Annotated in this window: 15 protein-coding genes, 1 tRNA gene and 5 pseudogenes; all 21 read right to left on the bottom strand. The window is 52.3% G+C overall.

Annotated features, from left to right (window positions below):
* Positions 1 to 107: 107 nt before the first annotated feature.
* The gene (gene gap / locus JCM13996_RS09125) at positions 108 to 1,133 is read right to left on the bottom strand and encodes a type I glyceraldehyde-3-phosphate dehydrogenase (protein WP_054750898.1); all 1,026 of its coding nucleotides are present in this window, start codon (positions 1,131 to 1,133) and stop codon (positions 108 to 110) included.
* Between the two features lie 52 nt (positions 1,134 to 1,185).
* Positions 1,186 to 2,215 (bottom strand): annotated as a pseudogene (locus tag JCM13996_RS09120) (sugar-binding transcriptional regulator).
* A 439-nt stretch (positions 2,216 to 2,654) separates the two neighbouring features.
* On the bottom strand, positions 2,655 to 3,245 hold the full coding sequence (gene clpP, locus JCM13996_RS09115) for an ATP-dependent Clp endopeptidase proteolytic subunit ClpP (RefSeq protein WP_054750897.1): 591 nt from the start codon (positions 3,243 to 3,245) through the stop codon (positions 2,655 to 2,657).
* Between the two features lie 392 nt (positions 3,246 to 3,637).
* Positions 3,638 to 3,709, bottom strand: a tRNA-Arg gene (locus JCM13996_RS09110).
* A 102-nt stretch (positions 3,710 to 3,811) separates the two neighbouring features.
* Positions 3,812 to 4,759 (bottom strand): annotated as a pseudogene (gene whiA / locus JCM13996_RS09105) (DNA-binding protein WhiA).
* Positions 4,760 to 4,763: 4 nt separating this feature from the next.
* Positions 4,764 to 5,798 (bottom strand): gluconeogenesis morphogenetic factor MgfK, encoded by a 1,035-nt coding sequence (gene mgfK / locus JCM13996_RS09100; protein WP_054750896.1) that lies wholly within the window; start codon positions 5,796 to 5,798, stop codon positions 4,764 to 4,766.
* Complete coding sequence (gene rapZ / locus JCM13996_RS09095; RefSeq protein WP_054750895.1) at positions 5,795 to 6,667, bottom strand: RNase adapter RapZ; 873 nt, start codon at positions 6,665 to 6,667, stop codon at positions 5,795 to 5,797. The genes mgfK and rapZ overlap by 4 nt, the downstream gene beginning before the upstream one ends.
* 98 nt (positions 6,668 to 6,765) lie before the next feature.
* Complete coding sequence (locus JCM13996_RS09090) at positions 6,766 to 7,356, bottom strand: HdeD family acid-resistance protein (RefSeq protein WP_225353568.1); 591 nt, start codon at positions 7,354 to 7,356, stop codon at positions 6,766 to 6,768.
* Positions 7,357 to 7,378: 22 nt separating this feature from the next.
* Positions 7,379 to 10,283, bottom strand: a pseudogene (gene uvrA / locus JCM13996_RS09085) (excinuclease ABC subunit UvrA).
* A gap of 50 nt (positions 10,284 to 10,333) precedes the next feature.
* Entirely contained in the window at positions 10,334 to 12,337 is a 2,004-nt protein-coding gene (gene uvrB / locus JCM13996_RS09080; RefSeq protein ID WP_054750894.1) for an excinuclease ABC subunit UvrB, read from the bottom strand.
* Between the two features lie 225 nt (positions 12,338 to 12,562).
* Positions 12,563 to 13,258 carry an HD domain-containing protein gene (locus tag JCM13996_RS09075; protein WP_054750893.1) on the bottom strand — a complete coding sequence of 232 codons (696 nt, stop codon included), beginning with the start codon at positions 13,256 to 13,258 and terminating at the stop codon, positions 12,563 to 12,565.
* 269 nt (positions 13,259 to 13,527) lie between these two features.
* Positions 13,528 to 15,258, bottom strand: coding sequence for a phospho-sugar mutase (locus tag JCM13996_RS09070; RefSeq protein ID WP_054750892.1), 1,731 nt, complete (start codon positions 15,256 to 15,258; stop codon positions 13,528 to 13,530).
* A 263-nt stretch (positions 15,259 to 15,521) separates the two neighbouring features.
* Positions 15,522 to 16,472, bottom strand: coding sequence for a thioredoxin-disulfide reductase (trxB, locus tag JCM13996_RS09060; protein ID WP_054750890.1), 951 nt, complete (start codon positions 16,470 to 16,472; stop codon positions 15,522 to 15,524).
* A gap of 195 nt (positions 16,473 to 16,667) precedes the next feature.
* Positions 16,668 to 17,686, bottom strand: a pseudogene (locus tag JCM13996_RS09055) (NAD(P)H-dependent glycerol-3-phosphate dehydrogenase).
* Positions 17,687 to 17,696: 10 nt separating this feature from the next.
* Positions 17,697 to 18,533 carry a prolipoprotein diacylglyceryl transferase gene (lgt, locus tag JCM13996_RS09050; RefSeq protein WP_054750889.1) on the bottom strand — a complete coding sequence of 279 codons (837 nt, stop codon included), beginning with the start codon at positions 18,531 to 18,533 and terminating at the stop codon, positions 17,697 to 17,699.
* A gap of 28 nt (positions 18,534 to 18,561) precedes the next feature.
* Complete coding sequence (gene hprK / locus JCM13996_RS09045) at positions 18,562 to 19,509, bottom strand: HPr(Ser) kinase/phosphatase (RefSeq protein WP_054750888.1); 948 nt, start codon at positions 19,507 to 19,509, stop codon at positions 18,562 to 18,564.
* Positions 19,510 to 19,594: 85 nt separating this feature from the next.
* The gene (locus JCM13996_RS13010) at positions 19,595 to 19,765 is read right to left on the bottom strand and encodes a lipoprotein intramolecular transacylase Lit (protein ID WP_369395716.1); all 171 of its coding nucleotides are present in this window, start codon (positions 19,763 to 19,765) and stop codon (positions 19,595 to 19,597) included.
* Positions 19,766 to 19,800: 35 nt separating this feature from the next.
* Positions 19,801 to 20,235, bottom strand: a pseudogene (locus JCM13996_RS09040) (lipoprotein intramolecular transacylase Lit); the annotation flags it as partial.
* The gene (locus JCM13996_RS09035) at positions 20,235 to 21,017 is read right to left on the bottom strand and encodes a TIGR01457 family HAD-type hydrolase (protein WP_054750886.1); all 783 of its coding nucleotides are present in this window, start codon (positions 21,015 to 21,017) and stop codon (positions 20,235 to 20,237) included. The gene JCM13996_RS09035 and the pseudogene JCM13996_RS09040, both read right to left, overlap by 1 nt.
* Before the next feature lie 15 nt (positions 21,018 to 21,032).
* On the bottom strand, positions 21,033 to 21,782 hold the full coding sequence (locus JCM13996_RS13250) for a YutD family protein (RefSeq protein WP_054750885.1): 750 nt from the start codon (positions 21,780 to 21,782) through the stop codon (positions 21,033 to 21,035).
* Between the two features lie 38 nt (positions 21,783 to 21,820).
* Positions 21,821 to 22,426 carry a metallophosphoesterase gene (locus JCM13996_RS09025; RefSeq protein WP_054750884.1) on the bottom strand — a complete coding sequence of 202 codons (606 nt, stop codon included), beginning with the start codon at positions 22,424 to 22,426 and terminating at the stop codon, positions 21,821 to 21,823.
* Positions 22,427 to 22,439 lie beyond the last annotated feature (13 nt).

The following is a 22,439-nucleotide window of genomic DNA, read 5'->3' as shown; positions in this document are numbered from 1 at the left end:
GTTGGTACACCCCGCACCCCGAAAAAAAAGAAAGCGGAGGGAGTAAACCTCCCTCCGCTCTCGGCAGTGCGGTGTTGCTTATTAACGCAACGTGCCACTAATCGAAATTAGTCAGCAAGCTTTGCGAAGGCAAGCAGGGTACGAACCATCTGGCAAGTAAAGCCGTATTCGTTGTCGTACCAAGCAACCGTCTTAACCAACTGGTAGTCACCTGCAGTAGTAACTTCAGTCTGGGTTGGGTCAAAGATGGAACCGAACGTCGTACCGATAACATCGGAAGATACGATTTCGTCTTCGTTGTAACCGAATGATGGGTTGTCAACGGTGTGCTTCTTGATAGCTTCGTTAACTTCGTCGGCAGTAACCTTAGTCTTAAGGATAGATACCAATTCAGTCAGGGAACCATCAGGAACGCTGACACGCTGTGCGTGACCCTGCAGCTTACCCTGCAGTTCTGGGATAACCAGGCCAATAGCCTTGGCAGCACCAGTGCTGTGAGGAATAGTGTTGTAAGCAGCAGAACGTGCAGAACGCTTGTTGCCACCACGTACAGGGGCATCCAGCAACTTCTGAGTACCAGTGTATGCGTGAACAGTAGTCATGGTACCTACTTCAAGACCGAATTCCTTGTTCAGGAAGTAAGCCATAGGTGCCAAGCAGTTGGTCGTGCAAGAACCAGCAGAAACAATGCGGTCATTTGCATCCAAGCTGTCGTGGTTAACGTTGTAAACGATGGTCTTGATCTTGCCGGCAGGAGCAGAAATCAGAACACGCTTTGCGCCAGCGTTGATGTGAGCCTGGGCCTTTTCTTCGGAAGTGTAGAAGCCAGTGCATTCAAGGACGTAGTCAACACCGTCGTTCTTAACCCAAGGAATGTTGTTTGCGTCTGGTTCAGCGTAAACAGGGTATTCCTTACCATCAACAACGATGGAGTGGTCAGTAGCACTAACTTCGCCAGGGAAAGTACCGTGGGTTGAGTCGTACTTAAGAAGGTGTGCCAACAATGCTGGAGTAGTCAAGTCGTTGATAGCGACAACTTCAATGTCGCTGGACTTAGCACCCAATTCGTGAATCCGACGGAAAGCCAAACGACCGATACGGCCGAAACCGTTGATACCAATCTTAACAGTCATGCTAAAATTTCCTCCTTTAGGAAATAAAAAAAAGTTTTATTTTAAAGGGCGTCTAACCCATTAAAATCGATTGTGCAGCACCCGCATCCGTGATCAACCACGTTTGCTTAGGTGCGTGTTGCATGTACGCCTGAATTGCTTGGGCCTTGCTCTGGCCACCCGCAATTGCAAAGACATACGGAATTTGATCAAGATCCTTAATCCTCAAACCGATTTTCGGGATCTTATACACCACGTTGCCCGCCGCGTCAAAAAAACGTACCAAACGCTTCGGCCACCGCGTGATGGTCGCGCAGCAATTGCAAAATATCATCCGACATCCGTCGGCGTTCTGCCATTGCTAACGCTTCCCCTACACTATGAATGACTACCGAGCTCTTGTCAATGAGTGCTAAGACTTCCTTAACGCTCGGCTCATTGAGTAACGGCTGGTAAGTCTCCTCGCTGACATTTTCCGGAATGTACAACACCCGGTAAGTGCCCCCGGTCGACTGGGCCATCGCCGCCGCCACTGAGTTGGCTTGAATGGCGACCGTCTCACCAACCCCGCCCCGTGCGGGGACAAAGGTCAGTTCTCGGCCGGCAGACAACTGGAAGTTCATCCGACTAGCAGCTCGTGCTAACGTCGTACCACCCATGACCGCGATAATTTGCTCACCTAACGGCAACATCACTTGCATGGTTTGTGCTAACGCCGTACCCATGTCATCCAAAACCCGTGCACTTTGATCGGCATCACCAGGTACGATCAACACATGATCGATTCCCAAACGTTCAGCTAGTTGTTTCTCACTATCCTGAACACCAAGCATCTCGTTCATGAACTGATCCATACTGGTGAAAACATCCCGTCCCCGCGCAGTCAGCACCACCCCACTTTTGGAGCTGTCGAGCAATCCTTGCTGCCGCAGAAAATCAATGTCCGTACGCATAATCCGTTCCGACACGTGCATTTGGTCGGCAAGTGAACGTCTTCCCACCGGTTCCATCCAACTAACGTACTGAAGAATCTGATAGCGTTTCGTCACTACCGCGACCATATCGGGCGCGATCGATCCCAGCCATGCGAACTCTGAGTTCATCGTTTGTTCCTTCTTCGAGTGGGACATTATGCGGCCAACAGGCCCACATAGTGACCCATCGTCAACAAAAAAAATTAAGGATTACCGGTCTGTATCCGCTCTCCTTACCAACGGTTATAATTATAGCACGGCAACCGCCATAATCAACCTTTTACCGGTTAAACGCGCGCAAAAGCGCCCAAAAATTCGGCTTTACGTAGACTATCTGTCCATTTCACAAACAAAGTTCGTGTTTTTGCTCGTAGGGAGGGCCATTTACCCCCACTTGGCCAGTTCGAAGTTCGTCGACCGACTAATTCTACTTTAATAATTGGTCAATTCTTGCCCCATGGGTCGGAAATTGTCCCTCCGCCATCCATCACTGAAGCCGTAATGGGCAAACAAAAAAAGCATCGCCCAACGAATGGCGATGCTTTTACTCTTAATCAAAACGATCCGATTACTGATCCTTGTTCTTGTTAACCAGAATGTCATCGATCAAGCCATAATCCTTAGCTTCCTGGGCAGACAAGTAGTGGTCACGTTCAGTATCTGCACGGACCTTCTCAATGTCTTGGCCAGAAGCATCAGCCAGCATCTTCGTCAGCTTCTCACGAGCCTTCAGAATTTGCTTGGCAGCAATTTCGATTTCAGTCTGCTGGCCCTGGGCACCACCAAGTGGCTGGTGAATCAAAACTTCGGAGTTAGGCAAAGCAAACCGCTTGCCCTTCGTCCCACATGCCAACAGCACACTGGCCATGGAGGCAGCCATACCAATGGCAATCGTCTGCACATCGGACTTGATGAAGTTCATCGTGTCCAAGATCGCCAGGCCGGAAGTAATGACCCCACCTGGAGAATTGATGTAGAGGTAAATGTCCTTAGTGTTGTCCTGCGCGTCCAAGAACAGCAACTGTGCAATGATGGAATTAGCCATCTGGTCGTTGATTTCACCAGACAGCATGATGATCCGGTCCTTTAACAGACGGGAATAGATGTCGTAAGCACGTTCGCCCCGACTTGTTTGCTCAATAACTGTAGGTACAAGCATGGTTTGTCCCCCTTTGGTTGATACATTAATTTTAGCACTATTTAGGTTACAGTGCTAAGAGTACACTAAACGTCAGCAAAGGTCAAACTAATTTGGCATAAACCTCACCTACGTTACCCGGCCCCAAAATATTTGCGTCTCTACCGTCATCCGTCATTCTCATTAAACAATGCTTTACTCGTGGTAATCTCAACTCTTACTGTCACTACTTTGTACCTACCGAACTAGGACTAAGATTAGCAAAAACGACCCCACCCCTGGTAGCATGCAAACAACGGCGTTGAAAGTCCCCTAAAAACCGTTAACGATAGGCAAACACTTTTTTTTGCGCTAAAAAAAGCCTGATTGCTCAGACTTTTCTTTGCGGTACTTTGCGTTAAATACCTCTATACTGCGCAGCCCGGGAGTCGAACCCGGATTTCGAGAACCGGAATCTCACGTGCGATCCATTACACTAACCGCGCAAAAGTACTTAACTATATTATCGAACTGGCAAGAAAAATGCAACCATGTATTATGAATAACTTTCCACAAACGTGATTTTGTTGGTGACCACGTACCGCAGTCTACGTTCCCTCATGACGAACCCGGTCCGCCATTTCGTTGAGCTTGCGCAGCCGGTGGTTAATACCCGACTTGGAAATGACGCCGCCGGGGGCCATTTCCCCCAGCTCCTGCAGTGACACATCGGGATGGGCCAACCGCAAAGTCGCGGTCTCCCGTAACCGTGGTGGGAGGTTGTCTAATCCCACCGTCTCGGCAAGGAAGTTAATGTTTTCGATTTGGCGCTGTGCCGCGTCAATGGTCTTGTTCAAGTTGGCCGTTTCGCTATTCACCAGCCGGTTAACCGAATTACGCATATCGCGAATGATGCGGACATCCTCAAACTTCAACATGGCACTCGTAGCACCAATAACGTTGAGAAAATCGGCAATTTTTTTCCGCCTCTTTAAGGTAGGCAATGAACCCACTGCGGCGTTGGACCGCCCGGGCATTCAAATGAAAGTGGTTCATCATGGTCAAAATGTCGGCGTTGTGGTCCTCATACAGGGAATAAATCTCCAGATGGTAGCTACTGGTCTCGGGGTTGTTGACCGAACCGCCCGCTAAAAACGCACCGCGCAAATACGAACGCATCCGCTGTGGCTCTGACATGATGGCGTCTGAGATCGACGTGTTGATCGTCAACCCCGTGGCGGCCAAAATATCCATATCCTGCAGCATGGGCTGCACGCCCTGGACCAGCCGCACCACGTACTGATTATTCTTCTTCAGCTTCATTTTGCGCCGCACGCTCAAAGTAGCTTCCTGATGGTAGACCTGCTTAATTAGCGAGTAAATGCGGCGCGCAATCGCCGGATTTTCCGTGACCACGTCTAACCCCAGCTGGTGGCGAATGATAGTCAACGTACCATTCATCCGGATCAACGCCGACAGTTCGGCCTTCGCGTGTTCTGGGTGCACCTCTAACTGCGTTAGTTCTTTTTTTTGACCAAACTGGCAAAACTCGCCACGGGATCAACCCCTTCGCTGTGAACCCACCTGTAACTCCAGGTTCAAAATTTCTCGTGCTACCTTTTGTCCATCGTGGAACACCCCACCGTCGCGGAGCTTCAGGAAGTCAGATGAAATCACCCGACACCCCATCGCCCGGAGGCTAGCGTAGTCGGACTGCACCGGTGTGGAAATTTCCACGTAACGGTCACGGTCCAAATAGTCAGCCGGTACCGGCTCGATGTTGACCAGGACGGTATCCACAAACTTTTGCCCCAAATGCCGTTCCAATACCCGTACGTGGTCGGCATCAGTGAAGCCCTCAGTCTCGCCCTTTTGGGTCATGATGTTAACGATGTAAATCACTTCTGCTTTGGTCTTTAAAACCGTCTGGCCCAGATTATGGATCATCAGGTTCGGCAAAATGCTGGTAAACAAACTCCCCGGGCCTAAAACCACCACGTCCGCATCCATAATGGCACTAATCACCTGGGGTTCAGCCATCGGCAACGCTCCTTGCGAAGCATCCCCATCGTTAGGCGTGACCCACACTCGCTGGATATGCTTACCGGCCGCCGTAATTTCCGCCTCACCAGCCAGGGTCGACCCGTCACTGAACTGCGCGTTCAGGGTCAACGGCGTGTTGCTCGCCGGGTAGACGTGCCCATCAACTTTGAGTATCTTGCTCAGCTCCTGCACGGCCGCAAACACCCCACCGCGCATTTCGGCCAAAGCCGCGATTACCAGATTACCCAGTGCATGACCGCTGAAAAACGAATCGTCACTATTAAACCGGTACTGAAAAAGATCCCGGTATAACTGCGGCTGGTCTGACAGAGCCACCAAGACGTTGCGAATATCACCAGGTGGGACCACGTTAATGTAATTGCGGATGATACCACTAGAACCCCCGTCATCGGCGACGGTTACCACCGCAGTGACGTCAGCATCCTGCTCATGCAGACTCTTCACAATGACAGGTAGGCCGGTACCCCCACCAATAACCACAACTTTCGGGCGCCGCGCATGAACCAACTTAATCTCCTCCAAATCGCTCATGACCGGTTCACCCCTTCTTTATGCTTATTGACGTCCCGGTGCGAAATATCGACCGTGTAGTGCTTGCGCAGGTGTTCGCCAATCCGCCGGGCAAAGGCGACGCTCCGGTGCTGCCCACCAGTACAACCAATGGCAATCGTCAGGCTAGTCTTGCCTTCCTTTACGTACGCCGGCATAATCGTATCCAGCATCGTAATATATTGCTGATAAAACTTTGCGGCTAGCGGGTTACCCATGACGTAATCATACACACCCTTGTCCAGACCAGTTTCTTGCTTCAGTTCCGGAATATAGAAGGGATTGGGTAAGAACCGTACGTCCATTACGATATCCGCGTCGATTGGCAACCCGTACTTAAAGCCAAAGCTCATGACTTCGACATGGAATGTAGTTTGCTTCTGGGTCTTGAACTCGGCAAACAGCCGTTCACGCAATGCGCGCGGCGTCAACGTGGTGGTGTCGATCACTAGGTCAGCGTGGCGCTTCAAGTCGCCCAACAGGTCCCGTTCCTTAGTGATGCCGTCCATGAGCCGACCATCCATCGCTAACGGATGAGCACGCCGCGTCTCTTTATACCGGGAAACCAGTTCAGAATCGGTGGCATCTAGAAAGAGAATGCGGAGGGTCAACCCCGGCTTGTCGCGCATATCGACCAGAATATCACCCATCTGGTCGTAAAAAGCACGGCTACGCAGGTCAACTACCAGGGCAACTTTGCTGACCTTACCCGTTTGCTGCATGAGTTCCCAAAATTTTGGCATCAGTGCCGGGGGCATGTTATCGACACAGAAATAACCTAGGTCTTCAAAAGACTGCATGGCAACCGTTTTGCCGGCGCCAGACATTCCCGAAATAATGACAATTTCCATTTTTTTCCGCCATTGTCAGTTTCCTCCGTCCTATCCGTATAACAGTATACCAAATTGACGCCGCGTCCAAGGGCCCAACTCAGTGCAAAGAAAAGCCATTACCACTGACCGTAGTAATGGCGCATACATATACGTAACAGAAATCGCCTACTGTGCCCGCGCAAACGCGACCAGGATGCGTTAATGCCAAACAAAATCAGGTAGATGGAGACGATGCTGGCCAAGGATACTGCGGCCAGCACCGGCTGCATGAACAGCAGGAGTGCGACCAGCAAGGTCAGGACGTCCAACACGATTGAGACCAGCATCCACCCAGTACCAAAGTTGCGCAGGTGCCCGACGTTTAGCAGGTTGGCCACCGAATCGATTAGGAACCACACCGCAAACAGTGCCGTCAGACCCGCAATGCCTGCTGGTACGTTGAATAGGAACAACACACCAAGGACTAAATCCACGAGCCCTGAAAGCAGTGACAACCAGGACAGGCGCCGGTTAAACTCACGTAAGTGCGAGAATCCCGCCAGAACGGTGATTCCCCGGATAATCGCCACGCTCGCGAATAGTAGCGTCAACGTCACCAAACCGATCTGCGGATGCCGGATGAAGAAAATACCAGCGACAATGAACAGCACTCCCGTCAGTAATTCGCCCCAGTCGAAGCCCCAGGCCCTGCGCGTGTTAAACATCATGGTCAATACCTCCAATTTGCCTTTACTGGCATTGTGCCCGTCTAACCGCTGAAATGCAAGCGCATTCCGTTATTTTTTTCGCCTGCGCTGCCGCCCGCGCTTTGTCACGCTTAAGCATGGGGCCCAAGTACTGGCCCGTGTAACTTGCCGGCACCGCGGCGATCTGCTCCGGCGTCCCCGTAGCCACGACGGTACCACCGCCATCGCCACCCTCGGGACCGAGGTCGATGACCCAGTCGGCACACTTAATGACGTCCAGGTTGTGCTCGATGACCAGCACGGTGTTGCCCTCATCGACCAAGCGCTGTAAAACGCCCATTAACCGGCCAATGTCATCAGTGTGGAGCCCCGTGGTGGGTTCATCCAAAATGTAGAAGTTCTTACCCGTACTCTTTTTCTGCAGCTCACTAGCGAGCTTCATCCGCTGCGCTTCACCACCAGACAAAGTGGTAGCGGATTGACCTAGGGAGACGTAACCCAAGCCAACGTCGACAATGGTCTGCAATTTCCGTGCAATCTTAGGAATTGGGGCAAAAAAACTTCACGGCCTCATTGACGGTCATGTCCAACACTTCAGAAATGTTCTTGCCTTTATAGGTCACTTCGAGCGTTTCGGAATTGTAACGCCGTCCATGGCAGACCTCACAAGGCACATAAACGTCAGGCAAGAAATTCATCTCAATCTTGATGATCCCATCACCCTTACAGTTTTCACAGCGACCGCCCTTAATGTTGAAGCTGAAGCGGCCCTTCTTGTAGCCACGCAACTTCGCCTCGTTCGTTTGGGCAAAGAGACCGCGAATATCGTCAAAGACACCCGTGTAGGTCGCCGGGTTACTCCGCGGAGTGCGGCCAATTGGCGACTGGTCCACGTCCACCACTTTGTCGAGGTTTTCCCAACCGGAAAGGGACCGGTATGCACCAGGCTTGTTGGAATTGCGGTTCAGCTTCTGCTTCAGCACCCGCTTCAGGATGTTGTTGACCAGTGTCGACTTGCCCGAACCAGAAACGCCGGTGACCGCCACTAACTTACCCAGCGGAAAGTTGACGTTGATGTTCTTGAGGTTGTGCTCCTTGGCCCCTTTGAGAACAAGCTGTTTACCGTTACCTTTGCGACGCTCAGTCGGCACCAGAATAAACTTCTTGCCGGACAAGTATTGGCCCGTCAATGAATTAGGGTTAGCGGCCACTTCGGCCGGCGTCCCGGCGGCCATGACGCGACCACCCTTTTCACCGGCACCCGGACCAATATCGATGATGTAGTCCGAAGCACGCATAGTATCTTCATCGTGTTCAACAACGACCAAGGTGTTGCCCAGGTCGCGCATCTTTTTCAGTGAACGAATCAGCCGGTCGTTGTCCCGCTGGTGCAACCCGATGGATGGTTCGTCCAGGACGTATAGCACCCCGGACAGGTTAGACCCAATCTGGGTAGCCAACCGAATACGCTGCGCTTCACCACCAGATAGCGTCCCCGCCGCCCGGGACAGCGTGAGGTAATCCAACCCCACGTTGATCATGAAGGTCAAGCGGTCCACCACCTCTTTAACAATGGGCTGTGCAATGACCGTGTTCTGCTCTCCCAGCTTAATGTGCTTAAAGAACGGGAGGGCGTCCTTGATTGACAAGTCACTCACTTCAGCAATGTCCTGGCCTTCAACCTTTACAGACAGCGCGGCACGGTTAAGCCGTTTGCCGTGGCAAGCGGGACATGGTAACGCGGTCATGAACATCCGCATCCGTTCCGTATTAAACATGCTGTTATCCGCGTGGTAGCGCCGGTCAACGTTGTTCACGACCCCCTCAAAGGTCGTGTCCAGATCGCGCACCCCACCAAAGTCGCTGTTGTAGTGAAAGTGGAACTTGTGCTGGCCGTTACCGTACAACACGATGTTCTGTTGCGCCTTGGTCAGGTCCGCAAACGGCACGTCCATGGGAATGCCAAACGCGTTGCAAGCTTGTTCCAGTAAGCTCGGGTAGTATTGCGTACTGATGGAGTTCCACGGCGCAATGGCCCCCTGTGCAAGCGTCAGAGTGCGGTCGGGTACGACCAGGTCCACATCGACGTTGAGTTTCTCACCTAGACCATCGCAAACCGGGCAGGCCCCAAACGGCGCGTTGAAACTAAACAACCGCGGTTCAACTTCACCCACCGAAAAGCCACAAATAGGGCACGAATAGTGTTCGGAGAAGATCAGCGGTTCCCCACCGATCACGTCCACGTTGGCGTAACCATCGGACAACCGCAGGGCGGATTCGACAGAATCGAAGAGACGGGAACGGACTTCGGGCTTCACCACGATGCGGTCCACGACGATATCGATGTCGTGAAACTTGTTCTTATCCAGCTCGTACTTGGGGTCAACATCGACAATTTCGCCGTCAACCCGCATTCGCACGTAGCCTTCACGCTGAATCTTGGCGAACACTTTCTTGTGTGCACCCTTTTTGTGCCGCACGACTGGACTCATCACCTGAATACGACTGTGGTCCGGTAACTTCATCACGCGGTTGACCATCTGTTCTACCGATTGACTCTCAATCTTGGTACCGTCATTAGGACAGATAGGCGTACCGACACGTGCCCACAACAGCCGCAGGTAGTCGTTGATTTCAGTCACCGTCCCCACCGTACTACGGGGGTTCTTGGACGTTGTTTTTTGGTCAATGGAAATAGCGGGCGACAACCCATCAATAGAGTCCAAGTCCGGCTTGTCCATTTGCCCTAAGAATTGCCGGGCATATGACGATAAGCTTTCAACGTACCGCCGCTGTCCTTCAGCGTACAGCGTATCAAAGGCCAATGAGCTTTTACCCGAACCGGACAGGCCGGTCATCACCACCAGCTTATCCCGGGGAATCGTGACGTCGATATCCTTCAAGTTATGGCTACGTGCACCGTGAATAACAATCTGATTATTTGACAAATTCCTTTACCTCTACAAACTAACCACACCACAACGCATGGCCCTCTGGATTACTTGGCTGCTTCCAGTTCCAGGATCGTATCCCGCAGGCTCGCAGCCTGCTCAAAGTCGAGCTTCTTGGCGGCCTGCTGCATCTGCTCGCGCAGGTTCTTGACCAACTCAGCCCGATCCTCTTTGGACATATCCTCCATGTCTACCTGGGTGACACTCTTACCCGCATCATCGTCCGTCGACTTCTCCACCGCACTGATGGCGTCGCGGATTGGCTTGACGATCGTCTTAGGGGTAATGCCATGATCCCGGTTGAACTTTTCCTGAATTGTCCGCCGCCGGTGCGTTTCGTCGATGGCGGCCTTCATGGAGTCCGTCACCTTATCCGCATACATGATCACCTTACCATGTTCGTTCCGGCTTGCGCGCCCAATCGTCTGGATCAACGACCGCTCGGCACGCAGGAAGCCTTCCTTGTCCGCGTCCAGAATGGCAATTAACGACACTTCCGGTACGTCGATCCCTTCACGTAGCAAGTTGATTCCTACTAGCACATCAAACTTGCCCAACCGTAAGTCGCGGATAATTTGGGCCCGCTCCAGGGTCTTGATATCACTGTGCAGGTACTTGACCTTGATGCCCATCTCTTTGAGGTAATCGGTCAGGTCTTCGGCCATCTTTTTGGTCAAAGTCGTCACAAACACCCGCTCGTGCTTCTCGACCCGAATGTTAATTTCGGACACCAGGTCATCGATCTGGCCCATGATTGGCCGCACTTCGATCGTAGGATCCAACAACCCGGTCGGCCGAATAATCTGCTCGGCGATGTCCTTCTTGGGTACCCGGTCCATTTCGTACGGACCCGGGGTGGCAGACACGTACAGAATTTGGTTGACGTGCTTTTCAAATTCATCAATTTTCAGCGGCCGGTTGTCCAGGGCGCTCGGCAGACGAAAACCGTAGTCGATGAGTACCTGCTTGCGGGCCTGGTCACCGTTATACATACCGCGAATCTGTGGCATGGTCACGTGGCTTTCATCAACCATAATCATGAAATCCTTCGGGAAAAAGTCGAGCAACGTGTACGGTGGCTCACCCGGTTTACGGCCATCCATGTGCCGTGAATAGTTTTCAACCCCGCTGGTGTAGCCCATTTCGCGCAACATCTCAATATCGTAATTGGTCCGCTGTTCCAACCGTTCGGCCTCCAGCAACTTACCCTGATCACGTAACTCCTTGAGCCGCGCATCCAGTTCGGCGCTGATACTATCAATGGCACGTTCGAGCTGATCTTTATTGGTCATAAAGTGCGTCGCCGGAAAAATGGCCACGTGGTCACGTGTTCCCAGCACCTCGCCAGTTAATGCGTCCACTTCCGTGATCCGGTCAATTTCATCACCAAAGAACTCGACGCGGATCGCGTGGTCGTCAGTGTTAGCCGGGAAAATTTCGACCACGTCACCCCGTACCCGGAACCGCCCACGTTGGAAGTCAATGTCGTTACGGTCATATTGAATATCAACTAATTGCCGTAAAAGGGCGTTACGGTCAATCTCCAAACCAGGATGCAAACTGATCAAGTGATCAAAGTATTCCTTTGGATCACCTAACCCAAAGATGGACGAGACCGACGCTACCACGATTACGTCGCGGCGCTCCAGCAGGGCACTGGTGGCCGCATGCCGCAATTGGTCGATCTCATCGTTAATGGACGAGTCCTTTTCAATATAGGTATCAGAACTCGGCACGTAGGCTTCGGGCTGGTAATAATCATAGTAAGAAACAAAGTATTCGACCGCATTATTCGGGAAGAATTCCTTGAATTCACCATACAGTTGACCGGCCAGGGTTTTATTATGTGACAAAATCAGCGTCGGCCGGTTTAGCTGGGCAATGACGTTACTCATCGTAAACGTCTTCCCGGTCCCGGTGGCCCCCAGCAAAATTTGTTCCTTCTCGCCGCGCTTAAAGCCATCAACGAGCTGTTTAATCGCCTGGGGTTGATCCCCTGCTGGCTTATATGGTGACTGTAAATCAAACAATTGCTCGTTTTGTTCTGCCATAACAACACCCTCCTCACAACAACCATACGCCATTGATGGTCACAAATAACTATTTTAATTAACTAACGCCAAAAATAGAGCGTCGCGGCAGGTAACCCTAGCGCCACGCTCTATGGTAACTGGTGCAACTCATGTTATCAGCGTACAGCCATAACACTCTGCGCTTATTTTAGCATAGCGAACATATTTTCGCTACCTGTAGTCGCGGCGTACTGCCGGTGTATCTCATAATCGCCAAAATGTAGCATTTCCCACACATTCCGCTACTTTGCTAACGCTATTGGTCATCGCTTGCGCCAAGGTATCCGCCGTCACCGACTCCAGGTGCTGCTTATCGGCAAAGTTTTCGTGTAACATGTCGGGCAAAATGTGGTCTAAAAAGTACTGGACGCAGGCTAATTGCCGAAACTGCAAAATGGTCTTCAGGCTTTCCCGGTAGATATCCAAGAAGACGGGTTCAGGATTACCCTTCTCAATTTCACCAAAGCCCTCGTACATTAGGTCCACTTTGTCCGCCACGCTCAAAATCTGACCCTCGAGGGTGTCATCCTTGCCCTCACCTAGACGGCGCCGATAAACGTCCTGAAATTCAGGCGGAATTTCACCCACAATAAAGTTTTCCGTCATGGATTCCTCAACGTCTGCCAGCAGGGACCGCAACGACTTGGTGGCGTATTTGACCGGCGTTTTAATATCGCCAATGAAACGTTCCGTGTAGTCGTGATTCAACGCCTTTTCGTACAAGCGTTGCCAGTTAATGGTGTGTCCCGCCTCCTCCTCAATGTCGCCCAACATTTGGGCAATTGAGGCAACCTTGAAACTGTGTGCCGCTACACTGTGCTCCTCATACTTGAAGAAGCCGGGTGCCCGGCGCAACGTTTCCAGGTTTGTTAACCCCGTAATGTATTGGTGTAACCCCATCGTCATGACCTCCTCGCTTAGCCGGCCACATGTGCCAACCGTCGCTAAATTGTTCCAAAGGATAGCACAAATAGCGCATGATTACCAATCGGGGCAGCCTGTCCGCAAATCCGGCTAGTTGATGGAGACCTTCATGAAATTACCCCGTCACTGATTGCTACCTGTATCGGCTCACCAAATAGACGCCGGCCCCACGCACTGACGACAGCACCAAAAAGGGCGCGGACCCCATCTCGGTGTCTGCACCCACAAAACAATGCCGATTGACGTTATTCGGCTTCAGCCGCAAAGGCGTGCAACGCGTCAGCGTAACCCGCCAACTTGTCTTGCGCTGCCTGCTCACTGTCACCTTGGACCCCAATGTAGAATTTCACCTTGGGCTCCGTACCACTTGGACGAATGGCAATCCACGTGCCATCAGTCAGGTAGTACTTCAACACGTCGGACTTGGGCAAGGTCAACTGACTGGTCTCACCCGCACTAGTCCGGGCTTGCCCACTCAGGTAGTCTTCCGTCCGTTCAATGGCTGTGCCCGCAAACTGTGTAGGGGCCTCTTCACGGAACTTAGTCATCAGCGCTGCCATTTGCTTAGGACCGGTCAAACCACTAAATTCTAGTGACGTTGTCCGTTCGGAAAAGTAACCGTACTTGGCGTACAAGTCATGCAGCCCGTCAGCCAAAGTCTTGCCCTGTTCCTGGTAGTATGCAGCCACTTCCGCCAGCAGCAACGTTGACTGGACGGCATCCTTGTCCCGTACAAATGGCTTGATCAGGTAACCGTAACTTTCTTCAAAACCAAACAGGAAGGTGTGGTCATGGTGCTGCTCAAAGCCGGCAATGGCATCCCCAATAAACTTGAAGCCAGTTTCTACCGTGATCATCTGCACACCATAGTCAGCACAAATCTTGTCAGCTAACTCGGTCGAGACGAAACTCTTCACTACCGCACCATTAGCCGGCAACGTACCAGCCTGTTTCTTAGCTTCCAGAATGTAGTGTAGCAATAAGCTGGCGATCTGGTTCCCAGTTAGCAGGTGGTACTCGTCACCAATACGTACCGCCGCGCCCAGCCGGTCAGCGTCAGGATCGGTAGCAATCAGTAAGTCAGCCCCGATACGCCGGCCTTCCTTGATGGACAGGTCAAAGGCTTCCGGAAATTCTGGGTTCGGGTGGGTCACCGTAATAAACTCAGGGTCATAGATGGCTTGCTCCTTAACCATGGTGAAGTTAGCAAAGCCGGCGCGCTGTAGCGAACGCATTACCGGAAACTTCCCGGTACCGTGCAGCGGTGTATAAACTAACTTCATCGTGGCCCCAACACGCTTAACCAAATCGTGGTTGATCGTGACCGTAGCTACGTGATCCAGGTAATCCTGGTCAACATCCTCACCAATCAGCTGCATCATGCCGCTGGTCCGCAACTCGGTTTCGTTGGCGCGGTCAATGCCAAACAGATCGGTGACTTTGCGTACATACGTGGTGATTTTGTCGGACGCTTCTGGTGGCAGTTGCCCGCCATCGGCTCCGTACAACTTGTACCCGTTATACTGCTTAGGGTTGTGACTGGCCGTAATCATGATACCCGCAAAGGCGTGCAGGTCACGCACGGCAAATGACAACTCCGGTGTTGGGCGCAAACTGTCGAAGACAAACGTCTTGATACCAACCGCACCCAGTACCTGAGCCGCAACGTGGGCAAACATTTCCGAATTGTGCCGGGAGTCAAAACTGATAGCGACCCCCGCCTGCTTGGCATCAGCACCAAGTTCATCCATGTACCGGGCCAAGCCAGCAGTCGCCTGCGCTACCGTGTACTCGTTAAACCGGTTGATTCCAGCACCATAGGTACCACGCATGCCGGCCGTCCCAAAGGACATCGGTACGGCAAAGGCATCCTCGCGCGCCTCATCATCATGCGCAAGCCGCTGCATGTCGGCCCGCAGTTCTGGCGAGAGGTGCTCCTGCGCCGCCCATAACTTGTATGTATCTTCAAAACTCATTGAATCCCAACCTCGCTTTGTATTATTGACGTCCCAACGCCAACTTCAATGACAACATACATATCATACCAGATGAATTCGCTTTCGCAACGCGGTTCGCCAACGAACAGCCGCTTTTTAATTAAATTGAAAGACACGGGTAATACGTTGGACTTTTTTTGACGGTCAAACAGCTTATCGCGTTTGATTACTAGCGGTACATGGCAGGGCACAAAAAAAAGGCCAGCCCCGCGAGGACTGACCCAACCTCAATCAAATTAAACTTACTTGGCCACCGCTGCCAGGTCCTTGTCCGCCAAGTCCTGGATGTAGTTAAAAGCACCCTGACCAGCGAGCCCGCCTTCACCAACAGCCGTAGCGATTTGCCGCAGGTTCTTAGCACGCACATCACCAATTGCAAAAATTCCGGGTACGGTAGTCTTCATCTGATCGTCAGTAATGACCCAACCTTGGTCATTAAGGATACCCAGGTTCGTGAAGGCGTCCGTCATCGGCTTAATGCCGACATAAATGAAGACACCCTTAGCGTTCAGTTCGTGCTCTTCGCCAGTCACCTTGTCGCTGTAACGCACGCTGGTGATGGCGTTGCCGTCGCCCTGAATTTCTTCAAAGTTGGCGTTCCACACAAACTTCATCTTGTCGTTAGCAAACGCCCGCTTCTGCAGAATTGCCTGCGCACGCAGCTGGTCACGCCGGTGAATAACCGTGACGCTCTTTGCCATTTGGGTCAGGTACAAACCTTCCTCAATGGCCGAGTCACCACCACCGACCACAACGACGTCTTCATCCTTAAAGAAGGCTCCATCACACACGGCACAGTAGGAAACACCTTTGCCGGCGTATTCTTCCTCGCCAGGCACACCCACGTGCTTGTGTTCGGCACCCGTTGCGATGATGACGGCCTTGGCAATGTAATCACCATCATCCGTGTGCACGGTCTTGGTGGCGCCATGATCCTCGACGCTCGACACGTTACCGTAACCGTACTCCGCACCAGAATTAGTGGCACTGGCGTACATCTTTTCGCCTAAATCAGGACCGAGAATGGACGTAAAGCCCGGGTAATTTTCAATTGCAGCCGTGTTGTTCATCTGGCCACCGTAAATTCCCCGATCCAACATGAGCACAGACAGGTTAGCCCGTGCGGCGTACAAAGCTGCAGTCATCCCACCGGGGCCGGCACCAATAATAATCACATCATATTTTTTTGCCATGCGTTTCATCCCTTATCCCTTTGTCGTTTCACTTACGTTTTGTAAGTCGTTACAGTCAATATACACGCATTCTACCAAAAAGTAAAGGCATTGTCCCCTAACCAGCAGAATTGGGCACCCCCCAATACACAAACAGGCGGTCCAACAACTTGTGCTGGACCACCAGTGTGTGCAAAGCGTGATCACTCTTTGAAATTAGTTATCAAACTCCGGTTTAGCATCGCGGGCCATGAGTTCCTTAATAACGGTATTAATGGGCTGCTCTTCATACAATACCGAGTAAATGGCGTTCGTGATCGGCATATCAACGTGTTCCTTCACGGCCAATTCGTGGGCCACTTTGGCAGTCGAAACCCCTTCAACCACCTGCCCCATGTTGTCGAGTACATCCTGGAGCCGTTCACCATGCCCAAGCTGGTTACCAGCACGCCAGTTACGTGAGTGTTCACTCGTGGCGGTAACAATCAGGTCACCCACCCCGGACAAACCCATAAAGGTCTGTGGGTCAGCACCCATCTTGACACCTAAGCGGCTAATTTCAGCCAAACCACGCGTAATCAGGGCCGCCTTAGTGTTGGCGCCGTAACCGAGGCCAACCGCCGCACCCGCACCAATGGCAATCACGTTCTTCAACGCAGCCCCCATCTCAACACCAATGACGTCGGTATTGGTGTACAAACGGAAGTAGTGGTTAGCAAAGATGGCCTGGACCGCTGTGCGGCCGCCAGGTCCTTAGAGGCAGCGGTCAACGCCGTTAAGTCCTTGGTAGCCACATCTTCAGCATGACTGGGGCCAGAAACAACCACCACGGCCTGTCGGTTAGCGGCAGGAATCACGTCGTCGATCACCTGCGAAATGCGCATGTAGCTACCCTTTTCCAAACCCTTAGCGAGTGAACCCAAAATCGGCTTGTTGCCGGTCCTTTGCAGAATTGGCAGTAACTGTTCAGCAGTGCCCCGGACGACGTTCGTCGGCACAACGAACAGCACTAATTCCGCACCATCCACCGCCGTAGCCAAATCAGATGTCGCTTTCAGGTTAGGGTTCAGCCGGAAACCGGGCATATAGTGCTCGTTGGTGTGTTGGTCATTAATTTCACGAGCATCCTTTTCCAGGTACGCCCAACTGGTCACATCATGACCGTTTTCCACCAACATGTTCGCAACAACGGTCCCCCAGGAACCAGCACCTAAAACAGCAACTTTTGTAGACATAATCTGATTTTCACTCCTTATTATTGATCGCAGCGTTGAGATTACCCTCTAAGTACCAGGGTGCAGCGCTCCGATAACGACGATAGATCCACACGGCCAGGGCCCCAACAAACAGGATGACCGACAACAACTGGGACACGCGTAGGTTACCCACGAGGTACAAGCTATCCGTGCGCATGCCTTCAACAAAGAACCGGCCAAAGCTGTACCACATGACGTAGGTGAAGAATACTTCCCCCTGCTTGAACAGGTGGTGCCGGTGGCGAATCAACATAATAATCACAAAGCCGATGACGTTCCAACACGACTCATACAGGAAGGTCGGTTGCCGGTAGGCCCCGCCGATGTACATCTGCTGGATGATCCAGTTGGGGATATGGAGACCGGCCAGAAACGCCCGGCTGGTGACCCCACCAAAGGCCTCTTGGTTCATGAAGTTGCCCCACCGCCCGATAGCTTGGGCAATCATCACGGTGGGTGCCGCAATGTCGAGCACCAACCAGATAGACAGGTCATGAAGCCGACAGTAAATGATAAACACCAGTGCGGACGCAATCAGGGCACCATAAATGGCAATGCCACCGTGCCATATTGCAATGATCTGGTCTGGATGTTGACTGTAGTACTGCCACTCAAACGCCACGTAATAGGTCCGTGCGCCAATAAGTGCAAACGGTAGCGACCATAATACTAGGTTGAGAATATGGTCCTCGCTTACGTCACGCTTTTTGGCTTCCCGAATCGCTAAGTATATAGCTAGTAACACCCCACAGGCGATGATGATGCCATACCAGTGCACTTCCAATGCGCCCAACTGCAACGCAATGGGATTTAAAGCTGCAAACATCGACAAACTCCTTTAATGACTGGGCCTGTTAGTGCGCCTCATCTTCCGCTTCGTTATGCGAGATGAGTTGCGCCAAGTTGGCCTTGAATTTCTCCGTCGCGTCAAAACCCATCCGCTTGGCACGGAAGTTCATCGCTGCGACTTCAATAATGATGGCCAAGTTACGCCCAACACGGACCGGCACGGTAATTCGTGGTACCGGTACGTTCATGATTTCCTGCGTATCCTCTCCGGTACCTAGCCGATCAAACGTCTTATCGTCTGACCAGTTCTCCAGGTGCACGATCAGCGAAATGCTAGTAGCCGACCGCACCGCGCCAGCGCCAAAGAGGTCCATCACGTCGATGATCCCGACCCCACGAATTTCCAGCATGTGGTCCAAAATTTTCGGTGCTTCACCAATGACGGTGGTTTCATCTTGCTGGTGCACGTCCACACGGTCGTCGGCAATCAGCCGGTGACCACGCTGCACCAATTCCAACGCGGTTTCAGACTTACCAATGCCAGACTCACCGGTGATCAAAATCCCCATCCCGAAGATTTCCACCAGGACTCCGTGGATGCTATCACGTTCAGCTAACTCACCATCAAGGTAGTCGGTAATCAATGAAACCAACCGGGTCGTTGGTAGCTGCGAACTCAGCACCGGAATGTGCGCCTTAGTGGCAGCTTTAATCATTTCTGCGGGCGCGGATAACCCCCGCGAAACCACAAACGCCGGGGTGTCAGGGGCACACATCTGCTCCAACACCTTGATCTGACTGTCCTTGTCCATGTTTTTGGTATACGACGTTTCCGTCCGCCCAAACAGCTGTAACCGTTCGTGCGGATAATAATTGAAGTACCCGGTCAGCTCCAAACCAGGGCGAGAAATATCACTGACGGTAATGCGCCGCTCGTCCAGGTACTCCTGACCACTCACTACATCCAAATGACCGGCCTTCACCAGGTCGGCAACCGTGACGTACTCAGCCATGACGTAACCTCCGTTTCGTGTGTCTACGGTAATTTTACCATAGAAAGGCGCACCTCCGGCTAATGCGTTACATCACTACCCCAATTTATTGGTGACGCCGGGCATCACGGCGTCCCCATCGCAAGATGACTACTAGCGCCACGATCAGTAATCCAAACCCCAACACAAAGCAGGCGGCAAAGAATCCTTCCGGCAACACGTTGATGATTGGATCCAACGCCGGGTCAAACTCCCAATCCTGGTTACGGAACAGCACTTCGTGAAAAATGACGAAAAAAAACCGTTAAAGTTGATGCCCATTGCCACCAGTAAGGCCATAATCACGGCGAGCCCGCCCCAAGCGCTGGTGCGTAACACGTACCCTTGCTGATTTCGCCGCAACTGTTGCAGCCACCGCCATGAAAGTGGTAACGACACGACCATCACTATTAGGTTCAAGACAAACAAATGCTGCACGTCGGCAAAGTGGGTGGCACCGTTAACGCTCACCCGAAAATCAGGCAACCATAACCGGTGCACCCAGGGCATGTACAGGTAGGACCACATATTGAGGTAATTATGTAACAACCGCGCCGGACTAACGCCCGCCACACGGTCCAGGTGGTCCCAACGAATCCACCCCACGAAGAGCGGGATGGAGCACAGGGTCACCACCACGATGATGGTACTAATTAGCGCTAACCACAGTAGCAACAGCCGCCCCCAGCGGCGCCCGCGGCTAAGCATTAAACCTCCCAGTCATCCAGGCTATCTACCTGGTCGGTTGGCTGGATTTCTTGCCGGGCTACTTGCTCCTTGGTGGAAATGCCGGTGTACACGAGCAGGGTGCCCGTTCCGGCGTTGATTCCCGCTTTGATATCCGTGTTGTAATTATCACCAACCATCGCCACATCCGCAGCGTCCAAACCCATTTTTGCCAGCGCGGCGTCCATAATTGGCTGACGGGGCTTTCCAATGTAGAATGCCTGTTGTTGCGTTGAGCGTTCCACCAGCGCAATCACCGAACCAGCACCAGGCACCTGCCCCCGCTCGTTAGGCAGGTTGGTATCCTCGTTGGTCCCGATGAACATCGCCCCGCGCTGAATGGCCAGCGTGGCCAACTCGAACTTGTGGTACGTCACGTCGTAGTCCAACCCGACGACCACGTAATCAGGATCGAGTTCATTCATCTTGATGCCCGTGCTCAAAATGGCTTTCTTGAGGCCAATTTCACCGATGATGTAAATTGACTTGTTGCTAACATCCCCATGGTTGACCTTCAACAAGTAACTGGCCGTCGCTAGTGATGGCGTATACACTTGATCTGGCGTGACGTGGATATCATGCTTGGACGCCAAAAACGCGCAGACCGTCTCTGGTGTCCGCGTCGTGTTGTTCGTCAAAAACAGGAACGGAATACGCGCTACCTGCAGCCGCTCGATGAAACGTTTAGCGGCTGGGATACGCTCGTTACCCCGATAAATGGTACCGTCCAAATCAATTAAATAGCCTTTGTATTTACTCACGATTAATAATCTACTCCATTATTTACTTTGTTTGTCATCCAAGCGCCGAATTGTAAAGCGCCGCCCTGATTGACCCTGCTTCGTGGTTGCCACTTGGTGGTGTCCCCGTTGCGGCTGCTTTGGTTCCGCCCGGCGCTCAGTATACGGATGCTGTCCGGAAGATTCATGGTGCCGCCGCTCACTGCGACGATGTTCAGCGTGTCCGTCACCATTATTGCCGGCTTGCGTATGCTTATGCGCATCATTGTTGCGCCGACGCCGCCGGTGACCTTCTTCTTGACCCTTACCAGCGTGCTGGTTGGACTGCCGGGTTTGCTTACCATCGCCTTGGTTTTGCCGGTCCTCACTGTGACGCCGCCGACCACGTCCACCCCGGTGGGACCGCTTGCGCTTGGGTTTGGCCGCTGGAGCATCCAGCCGTTGCAACACGAAGTACGCACAGCCAAAGTTGCAATACTCGTAAAGATAATCCTCCAGGTGACTAATTATCTGGTCAGACGCAGCCTGATTATTGTCGTCGTTATAGAAGCCCCGTAACCGTAGCTGGTCGTAGCCCCAATCACCGACGATATAATCATACTTAGCCAGGATATCATCATATCGCGTGTTGATAGTCTCCCGGTCAACCGCGTCCTTGTAGTCATACACAATTTGGTAGCGTCGACCATCGATGGTCAGCATGTCGGGCGCCACTTGAATGACACGCGGCGGCACGGTCGGTGTCTCCGCGGCCGCCTTACTAGCTGGTTTTTCTTCTGCTTGAGCCAATCAACTCCACCTGCCTCTCTCCTATTAAGTACCTAGTTTTACATACGATTCTTAGCGTTAGCCGCCCACTTAGCCTGATAAATGGCCTCAATTTCCGGAACGGTCAACGGGCTGCCCCACGGTAATGGGTGCGGTAACAGCGAACGTTCAGGCGAATCCACCCCCACATTGATGTTCTCCGCTTGGTACACAGAGCTGTTATGAATGTGACCGTGCAGATTCAGAACCTGGTGCACAATGCCCATCATCATCGGATAGTGGGTCAAAAATAGCTGCCGATGGTCGGCTTTGATAATGGTACCCACATCATGAAACGTGAATTTATCCTGACCGTGCCATTGTGGATCGTGTTGGTGCAGGTACTTAAACAACGCCCGGTAGTCGTGGTTGCCCTTAATTAGCACCATGCGACCATGTAGCTGCTCCAGAATGGCCAAAACCGATGCGTTAGTCGGCACGTTTTCCGGGTTCATGGCGATATCACCCAAATGGTACACGATGTCATTATCGTCCACCCGGGCATTCCACGCGTCGATCATCGCTTGGTTCATCGCGTCAGTCGACGGAAACAGCCGGGGGGCAAATTGGTTATTACCCAGTAGGTCGCGGTGAAAGAAGTGTGTATCCGCAATAAAGAAAATCATAAACACGCCTCCT

The organism is Lacticaseibacillus thailandensis DSM 22698 = JCM 13996 (assembly GCF_001312865.1).
GTDB classification, from domain to species: Bacteria; Bacillota; Bacilli; order Lactobacillales; family Lactobacillaceae; genus Lacticaseibacillus; species Lacticaseibacillus thailandensis.
This window is presented reverse-complemented; position numbering and strand designations above follow the sequence as displayed.